The following is a 9,067-nucleotide window of genomic DNA, read 5'->3' on the forward strand; positions in this document are numbered from 1 at the left end:
CGAAACTGGCTAAAGGTTTTCGGAAAGGTGGCGATGGCGGGCTCGGAGCTGAATTCAATGTCGCTCGCCTCAAAGAGGCAGCGCGTTTCGGCTTGAACATGTCGAATGTCAGGCAAGCTGGCGCGGAGGTGTAACCAGTCTCTACTTTCATTAAAGGCGACCGGTGTTGATCGGTAAATGTGCGTCACAGGTAGATGTGCGCAAATTGCTTCAATACTGCTCAGTGGTTTCGCTAAAAATATGTTCAAGCGTTGACCTAGCGCTTCGAGTTTTGTTCGCAGAAAGAGCAGGCTTTCGGATAAAAACTGTCGACGGTGTAATCCTAACCTTTGGCAGCCATACATATCTTGTTTGAAATGAGTGGGATCGATAAAAAAACAGATGATGAGATTGTCGCACTCCATTGCAGCCCTCGAAAGTAGGCCATTGTCGTCCAAGCGCAAATCATCCGTTAACCATACAAGGCCGAGACTCGGGGTGCTGTTAGATTGTTCATCGTGTTGCATGGCTTGAGCCCCTCCTAAACGTCTTGGTTTGTCATCTACATGAATGAATACGCGCTGCTTCGCTGATCAGCTTAGTTTACCTTGGGCTCTAAAACGAGAGCGTGCTCCTCGCGATGGTAAAGGCGTGAAGCTCGTTGTAAAGAATCTTTCAAATAACTGCCTCTGAACTGTCATGCGCTGTGCTTAAGGTAAGCCTGAAATACCTACAAAGCCTTAAGTTTGATCTGATTTTCGAATCAGACATGCAGCAAAAACGATTTAGCGAGGAGACGCTATCATGACAGACAACAAGATCGATCAGAGAGTTGAAGAATCGGGGTTTCAAGATCCAGATGACAACTCATCAAACCCTTCAAATAATACGCCTTTTGACAAGGTTTTGAACGCATACGTTAGTCGACGCAAGGTTGTACAAGGCACGTTAGCGGGTTCAACAGCCGCTTTTCTAGCGCCCTCAGCCTCTGCAAAGTGGGGTTTTGGTAACGGTTACCATAAGAAAAAAAATAAGAAGCTGGTTGGCTTTAAGCCTGTTGCGATTGCAGATGTTGTTGATACCACTATGCCGACCATATCGGACGACTATGAGTATCAGGTGCTGATCCCGTGGGGTACGCCGATTGAGCCAGGTGCTACGACAGAATATAACGGCGATCCAAACAGCCGTCCCTCCTCGAAAGAGGCGGCGCTGCAAACGGGGCTTGGGCACGATGGTATGTGGTTCTTCCCGATGGATATGCGCAAGGCGCGTCGTTATGGGCACCGCTATCCGATGCAAAACGATGCGGGCATGCTCTGCATAAACCATGAATATGGCACTAACCCTCACGCGCTGGGAAAGGATTTACCCGAAAGCTTAGAAGATGTGCGGCTCTCTCAGAACATTCACGGTGTGTCGGTTATCAAAATAAAGCGTGATTGGAAAGGTCAATGGCGTCCAGCAAGAAGCCCTTTTAGTCGCCGCATTACAGTCAATACACCGGTGCAGTTCTCTGGTCCTGCTGCGAGTTCAGAATTGTTACAAAATCCGGCTGGCAACACACCACTAGGTACGGTTAATAACTGTGGCGCAGGCTACACGCCTTGGGGTACGTATCTGACATGTGAAGAGAACTTTAACGGGTACTTCGGGTCACTTGAAGAGTTTGCGCCGACCGAGGAGCAAGCGCGTTATGGATTTACGCAAAACGGTTTTGGATACGCTTGGTACGCATTCGATAAGCGATTTGACTTGAACGATAGTGATTATGCAAATGAGGCGAATCGTTTCGGTTGGATTGTTGAGATCGATCCATTTGACGGTACGCAAAAACCGGTTAAACGCACGGCGCTTGGCCGGTTTAAGCATGAAGCAATCGCAATTAAAGAGTTGGATGATGGCCGCGTTGCCTGCTACATGGGTGATGACCAGCGCTTTGATTATTGCTACAAGTTTGAGTCTCATGTTTCATGGGCAAGAGCGATTGCCGATGGCGAAAGCCCGTTAGACAACGGTACCTTGTTCGTTGCGCGATTTAATGAGGATGGGTCGGGTGACTGGCTTCCGTTAACACTGGACAATCCAGAGCTTGCAGCACGCTTTAGTGATATGGGTGAGCTCTTAATCAATACGCGGATTGCGGCTGACATTGTTGGCGCAACACCGATGGATCGACCAGAATGGACGACAATTGGTAAGAATGGTGAGGTATTTTGGACCCTTACCAATAACTCGCGCCGAACTGAGCCAAATGCTGCTAACCCGCAAGCACCAAACTCAAACGGACACATTATTCGCACCACTGATCACTCAGCAGACAGTTTTACTTGGGATATCTACATTCTTGCATCAGATACGGTTGATCAGGAAACTGCCTTCTCTTCTCCAGATGCCGCTTGGGCTGATGAAGACGGCCGCTTGTTTATCGGTACCGATGGTGGGCAGCCACAAGGCTTGCAAGATCAGTTAACGGTATTTGATACCAATCAGGAGCTAGCCGAAGGTGAGATTCCTCAGCCAAAGCGCCTGCTCGTTGGTGTGAATAGTGATGAGATTACTGGCTTTACAGTTACGCCAGATCGTCGCACAGCGTTCGTGAATATTCAGCATCCTGGTAATGGTAATCCAGCGTCAACCAGCTTTCCTGCAGCGAAAGAAAGTGGTTTGATTCCTCGGGACTGCACATTAGTTATTACCCGCAAGGATGGCGGGATTATCGGATCTTAAACTCGCCTTAGAAGATGGCGAGCAGGTTTTGGCCTGCTCGCCATTTTTTAATTGGATCTTGATGCTTGGATTTGTAGCTGGATTTGTAGCAAGCAGCATCCTGCTGTAAGTTTTTCCGTTTGGCTTGGGTGTACTGATCGGTTTTCGGCCTGAAGGCCACGGGACAAAGTTTTTGAATATAATTCTGTGTTTACCATTTCTTATCTGTCGGGTGGCGCCCGACAGCGCCTTAAGACCTTTGTCTCGCCAAAGGTCTTAAGAATCTAAAGGCGACCCGGACGGCTAGCGCCTTTACGGGTTGATCCCTTCGATGAAATTTAATGTTTACGCGGGTCTCGTGAGTCATGGGTGTGATAGATGGGTTTGGCGGAGCCGCTCGCTCTTCGAAAAGTTGCCGTTGCTTCGCTCTATGTTTGCGCACACCAAAAAACATCGAAACCTCGTAAACAAAAAATTATCGAGGGGCCAATTCTCGTCCAAAGAGAAGCGTATCGGCCTTCAGGCCGAAACTGATCAGAGTACCCAAGCCCTCCGAGCCAAGCCAACCCAAAAAAGATTCGTAGAAATATACTACTCGCAACAAAAAACGCCTGAACAAAGAAAAACCATACTCTCCATTTCCAAGCTCCGCTATAGTCCTCTAAAACAAGACAAAAGGATTCTCCCAATGCAATTCCAAGATCAGGTGGTCATCATTACAGGCGCTTCTGCGGGGGTCGGTGAGGCGTGTGCGCGGCAATTTGCCAAAGCAGGCGCTTCGGTGGTTTTGGCGGCTCGCTCTATCAAAGAGCTAAATCAGCTCGCTCAGGAGCTAGGCAATGGCGCAATGGCTGTGCAAACCGACGTCGCCAAGCTCGAAGACTGTGAAGCCCTAATAGCAAAAGCCGTCGAGCAGTTTGGTCGTATTGATGTGCTAGTGAATAATGCCGGATATCATGAGCGTGGCGATGTCGCAGAAGCGGATCTTTCCGGGCTTGATCAAACCATTGATGTGAACCTTAAGGGGCCGATTCGGCTTACCAAACTCGCTTTGCCACACCTTCTAAAGGCATCGCATGGCGCAGTCGTGAATGTTGCCTCGCTGGCTGGACGTTTCCCGCTTGAAGGTGAGGCGACGTATTCATGCAGTAAATTTGGACTTCGTGCTTTCTCGTTGGCGCTTGCTGAAGAGTTGAATGAAACCGCGGTGACGGTATCGCTGGTCTCCCCTGGACCAATCGATACTGCGTTTATCATGGATCATATTGAAGACGTCCCAGACATGGTGTTCTCGCAACCAATGAGCGATGCCGATGAGATCGCCGATGCCGTTATTGAATGTGCACTGGATGGTAAGCGAGAGCGCGCGATTCCGGGGTTTTCTGGCTTGTTGGCGACTGCGGGATACTTGCTGCCTACTTTGCGAAAGGCATTAAAGCCGGCTCTAACAGCGAAAGGTGCCAAAGAGAAGAAACGTTATTTAAAACGTACACGAGCATCGTGAACTGTTCGACGTGTCGACATACACTCCGGTTAAGCCGTTTGTGCGCTAGTTGTCGGTGGTTTCGGTGGATCGAAACTGCCCGGGGTTCAGTCCGTTCCAGCGCTTGAATGCGCGATTAAAGGCACTTTGATCGGAAAAACCCAGTTCATAGCCAATTTCTTTTAGACTCCGGTCTTCGTTCTTGATGAACTGCTCGGCGAGTTTAAAGCGCTTCTCATCGACTAGCTTACGAAATGTGGAGCCTTCTTTTTTGAGACGATTTTTTAGTCCGCTTACACTCAAGCAAAAGTGCTGAGCCACTTCTTCCTGAGAAGGGAAATTCTCCGGTATATTCGCGCCGATATAGGCGCGCACTTTATCGCTAAAGGATATCTGCTCGCTTCGGTTGATCAGCGCCCGGCTGAGCTTCTCTTCAAGTAATCTATATAGCCCAAAATTCGGGTTGTGGGTCGGCTTTTCTAGCTCTTCTGCTGGTAGCAATATGCTGTATGTGCTTGCGTTAAACGTAGGCGGACAGCCAAATATCCGCTGATAGTGACGCACAGGCGCAATAGGGCAGTGTCTTAATGAAACGCGTTTAATGTTCAGTGGATAGGCATCTGCCGTCTGCGTACAGAGCTTGGCAAATCGAATACAGGCCGCTAGCTCTAGCTCAATTAATGGGTGAAACGCGGGTGCATCAGAAATGCAGTCCACGCTGTAGGTGTAACCTTCTGGAGATTGCTCAAGCTTTGTGGGCATTCCTTTAACAACTAAATTTCGAAAAGTAATTGTGGTTTTAACCGCACCCAGAATTTTCGTACTGGCCAAGAGATTTTGCCTGACGTGCTACTGCGCGCAGTGTTTGCAAAGTATGTCTTAATTGAAAATGCGGGAACTATTGAGCGTTTGAGTCTTTCTGGCTCGTCAGAGGATCGTGAAGACTATGTCGACGTTCAAGAGGCCGATTATATCAGCGAGATAGAAAAAGCAGCGCTTGCTTCAGGTAATGTGCTGGATACTGACGAGCTGCCTCCGGCAGGGCTTGAGTATCAGTATCGGGGTGTTGTCGCGCCGGAAGGCGAGCGGCCATTAAGCCGAGAATGGGTTGACGAGCAACTTGAAAATCAATCAGCACTTAGAGCGTTCTTTCAACCGGCTGAGCTAGAGGTCGAGGGTGTTCGCATTATGCGTTTGGAGGGTGTTGCAGACAACGAGTTCTACACAACGCTTGGTTTGCAAGAGAATGATGTCATTATGCGCGTGAACGGTGAATGGTTGCATGAGCAGCAAAACACACTGTTCTCAACACTTGAAGAAGGTAACGAGCTATCTCTTGTCTTGATGCGAAAAGGCTTGCCTGTTCATTACGCCTATCGTGTTAACTAGGAAGTATCGCTTTTAACGTATCGTCGTTATTACACGTCTTTAAAGCGTGTGCCCGCTCTGCTCAAAATAAAAAGCCCGCTGTCGAGGCCTATTCGACAGCGGGCATATAAAAGGTAACGCTAATAATATGTGTTCCTGAAAATGTTCAAAGACTGTAGAGGAAAGGGCCTGAATCTTTTCTGTACCGCCTTTTGATGGTTCCCATTTTAGGGGCGTAGGGGGCGTAGTCTCATCGTCCTTAGGGCTTAATCCCCCCTTAAAAATACAAAAGTTCGTTAGAAAAACGCGTTTTGGGTGCGTTAAACGCGTCTTTTTTGTACTTTTCGCCGCGGTCGATCTTCAACGCTGGCTTTGTTGATACCTAGAATTCAAACTCCACTCTGGGTAAGGCGGCACCCTGTTCATCAATCACCGGCTTACATATCAGGATTCGAGAGGAGGTTATCTCTTTTTCATCAACCAGGTAGTTTTTGACTTGCGTCGCGCGGTCTAGAGCGAGGCGTCTAAGTTCTGCGGCTTCATCGGGGTTTCTACTTTCTTTCTGATCAAAATCTACTTCGGCGTGCGCAGCAAACCCACAAGCCTGCATATCTATGTCGTCTTTGTCTTTGAGTAGCAATGCGAGCTTATCAACAAACGCTTTTTGCTCATCGTTTAGCTCATACTCTCCCGGCTCGAATATCAAATCAGCAACTCGGGGCTTTAAGGCATAGCTACCGGCAATGCTTGTTAGCGTGACGATGTTTGCGTACGGTACAAACGTGTTGATTACGTAGCTCTGCGATGCGGCGATAGCGGCCCGTTGTGCGACAAGGTTTAAAAAGCCGGCTGCGCCGAAGTTTGGATTGTTTACGTTGCCGCGAATCGGAACGTCGAGTTCGATTCGACCATCACTGTCCTCCAAGGCGCCAAGCGCAACATTGAGAGGAATGAAACTGCTCTCAGCGAGGCTTCCCGATTGAACGTCTCCCACGTTATCGATTTCGAGGCCTCGGATCTCAATCTCAGAATTACCATCCACAATGTCATTCACAATGGCGACTTTTGTCTTTGTATCGAGTTGCCCATTGGCGATATCAAAGCCGGCGGCTGTGCGTATAAATGGAGAGATCTTTGGCAGCTCTAACTCTTTCACGTTGACATCAAGCGTCATGTTGACCTGGTCAGCAAAGGGCGCAAGCTCTCCGATCACGTCAATTAATGTGTAGCGACCCGCTATGAGGGATATCTCTAGATGAGAGAACTCATCGGGCGTTTGGGTGTTTAGTTTTTGTAGGATGAGGGTCTTGATATTGAAGGTTTGCTCATATCTGGGCGTCATCGCTTCGTAGATGAGGGTGATATCGCCGTTGTCTCTTAAAGCGAAGTTACCTAGCGCAAAGTTAAATGATCCCGCCTTTTCTTTCTCAATGTCGGCCTCTACTTCACTCGTGTTGTTGCCCTGTGAAGTGACTTGTTCTTCGGCGACGGCTTCATCCAGTGCTTCCTGCGCTATCGACTTTTCACGAATCGACACAATATTGGAGATTTGCTGTCGCTCATCAATTTGCACGCGCGCATCAAGCGCACCCAAGTCTATAGATTCTATGCTGAGAGCCTCGGGCTTATACTGAATTTGCGAGATATCTAGGCTAGCCAGCTCTAGAAGCGGAGCTGAGCGATCAATAGTGATTTTAGGTTGGCTCGGTTGCTCAATCTGCTGCGCTGTTTCATCACTTTGTACGGGTTCTAGCTCGGGTGCCTCTTGCGTATTTATTGCTGGGCTTTCTGATGCGCCCGCATTTGTGCTGATTCTTTGGGAGATTCTTACCTCTTTTAAAAGTACTTCATTTACCGAAGCGGTAAGCGTGTCGATGCTCGGCGCGTTAAAGCTCAACGACGATATTTCCATGTTCTCTATTGCGAGCAAAATATCTTCAGAATTGCTTGGGCCTATCTGAATATTTTGGCCGTTCAGCGCGATTTCGCCCTCCGCACTGATCTCACCGTCATTGGGGAGTAATACGGCTAATGAGTTTGCTGTCAGTTTAAGGCTGCTCTCGCGCACCTCCGCATCCGCGAGACTCAGATCAAGCTGTTGTACTTCTAAATAAGAGGGCTTGAGCGCCAAGGCTATGCCATTTGCTTGGATGTTTACTTCGCCTTCGAGGTTGAAGTCGAGGTGGCCCCCAAGCTTATTCAGCTGGTCTTTTAGCAAGTATGAAAAAGCGCTGCCGGCTAGTTTGTCGAGGCTGCTTGCAAACAATACTTGTCCGGTAATTGTCTCTTGCTCTTCGATCACTTCATTCTCGAGGGCGATCTCTAGGTCGAGCTTAAAGGGAGCTTCATTCAGCAGGGCAGAAAGAGCGAGAGTGCCATTAAGGCCATTTTGCGCCAATGCTAAATCGACGACGCTGAGGTTTTGAAGAGAAATCTCATGGCTGGAGTCAAGGTCGAGGACGCGAGCTGTGAAATTATCGATGCTTAGCTCTGGCACTGCGAGTGACCAATTTATTGGTTCAGAGCCTTGCTCCTTATCCTCTATAACGGATTCTTCGTCATTGTCTGGGTTGTCAGTTGGCAGTGCGTAACCAGCGATCTTCAGTATCTCTTTTGTTGTCGGTTCTGAATCCTCTTTGCTTTGCTGGTTTTGACTTTGTACGCGCTCAATCGTAATGCTTAGATCGTCAAAATCTAGCTCATCAAAGGCTAGCTGTTTGGCCACCAGTGCCAGCAAGCTTACATCGATTACCGCGTGAGAAATGACAGCCTTGTTGCTGCCGTGGCTCTGGTCCACGTTCTGCTTTTGGTCTGTCAGTTCGCTAAGCGCGAAGTCGTTAACGGTTAACGCGCCTTTAAACGGATTGAGACGGATAGATGAGGATTCGCTCATTTCTAAACCCAGCTCGGCTAGAAAAGGCGGCGCATATTGCCGCACAGCCAACGGGCTGAAGGCCCAAATTGCAAGCAAAGTAAGAATAATCAGTAACGCAACGGCACCAATGATGCGGTTAAAAATAGTGAGCAAGGTAGGCACCTTTTACATTTGAGTGGTTAATACTGGAAGACAGACGTACTTGTTTGAGGCTCAGATTAACACAAGATTAAGCGCTCGCCACCTGCTTCTCAGAAACAAAAATATACACTGCAAAACAGCAATTCTTGACTATTCTTCTCAAGCAATACGGAGAAGTTCTATTTATGGCCAAGCAAGAGATTCCAATCGCATTATTGCGGCCGGGCATGCATGTTGTCGGTATTGATGTCTCATGGATTGACAGCCCTTTTTTACGCCACTCATTTAAAATTCAGGATCCTCAGGACGTTCAGAAACTGATTGATTCTGGCGTAAGAATAGTCACCATCGAGAGAGACAAAAGCGATATTCTTCCCGAAGCTGTCGAGGCGGAAGAGCCGAGCGAGGATCGCCCTCAAGAAACGTCGGTTTTAGATGCGACCACTGAGAACGCGACTGAAACGACAGTTGAAGAAAACGTGGAAGAACACCTAGCGAGCGAGGAGGAAAAA

7 protein-coding genes are annotated in these 9,067 nt (G+C 48.4%); 4 read left to right on the forward strand and 3 right to left on the reverse strand.

Annotation, left to right across the window (positions count from 1 at the left end):
* Positions 1 to 506, reverse strand: a 506-nt coding sequence (locus tag A3751_RS04205; RefSeq protein ID WP_197466169.1) for a deoxyribodipyrimidine photo-lyase, incomplete at its 3' end; no start/stop codon positions are given.
* Positions 507 to 783: 277 nt separating this feature from the next.
* On the opposite strand from A3751_RS04205, the gene A3751_RS04210 reads away from it, so the two are divergent.
* Positions 784 to 2,709, forward strand: a complete 1,926-nt coding sequence (locus tag A3751_RS04210; protein WP_068452525.1) for a PhoX family phosphatase — start codon at positions 784 to 786, stop codon at positions 2,707 to 2,709.
* A gap of 667 nt (positions 2,710 to 3,376) precedes the next feature.
* Positions 3,377 to 4,192 carry an SDR family oxidoreductase gene (locus tag A3751_RS04215; protein ID WP_068452537.1) on the forward strand — a complete coding sequence of 272 codons (816 nt, stop codon included), beginning with the start codon at positions 3,377 to 3,379 and terminating at the stop codon, positions 4,190 to 4,192.
* Positions 4,193 to 4,237: 45 nt separating this feature from the next.
* On the opposite strand, the gene A3751_RS04220 is transcribed toward A3751_RS04215, so the two are convergent.
* Positions 4,238 to 5,002 carry an AraC family transcriptional regulator gene (locus A3751_RS04220; protein ID WP_068466286.1) on the reverse strand — a complete coding sequence of 255 codons (765 nt, stop codon included), beginning with the start codon at positions 5,000 to 5,002 and terminating at the stop codon, positions 4,238 to 4,240.
* A 6-nt stretch (positions 5,003 to 5,008) separates the two neighbouring features.
* Here A3751_RS04220 and A3751_RS04225 point away from each other — a divergent pair, with 6 nt between their 5' ends.
* Positions 5,009 to 5,560 carry a hypothetical protein gene (locus A3751_RS04225; RefSeq protein WP_156492246.1) on the forward strand — a complete coding sequence of 184 codons (552 nt, stop codon included), beginning with the start codon at positions 5,009 to 5,011 and terminating at the stop codon, positions 5,558 to 5,560.
* Between the two features lie 361 nt (positions 5,561 to 5,921).
* Here the strand turns inward: A3751_RS04225 and A3751_RS04230 are convergent, their stop codons facing one another.
* The gene (locus A3751_RS04230; protein ID WP_068452534.1) at positions 5,922 to 8,567 is read right to left on the reverse strand and encodes a DUF748 domain-containing protein; all 2,646 of its coding nucleotides are present in this window, start codon (positions 8,565 to 8,567) and stop codon (positions 5,922 to 5,924) included.
* Positions 8,568 to 8,701: 134 nt separating this feature from the next.
* Here A3751_RS04230 and A3751_RS04235 point away from each other — a divergent pair.
* Positions 8,702 to 9,067: DUF3391 domain-containing protein (locus A3751_RS04235; RefSeq protein ID WP_156492247.1), on the forward strand; the 366-nt coding region annotated here is incomplete at its 3' end.

The sequence above is a fragment of the Oleiphilus sp. HI0080 genome (assembly GCF_001635135.1).

Coding starts and splice junctions, on each gene's coding strand:
- A3751_RS04215 (WP_068452537.1), top strand. CDS start 3,377: ATGCAATTCCAAGATCAGGTGGTCATCATTACAGGCGCTTCTGCGGGG.
- A3751_RS04210 (WP_068452525.1), top strand. CDS start 784: ATGACAGACAACAAGATCGATCAGAGAGTTGAAGAATCGGGGTTTCAA.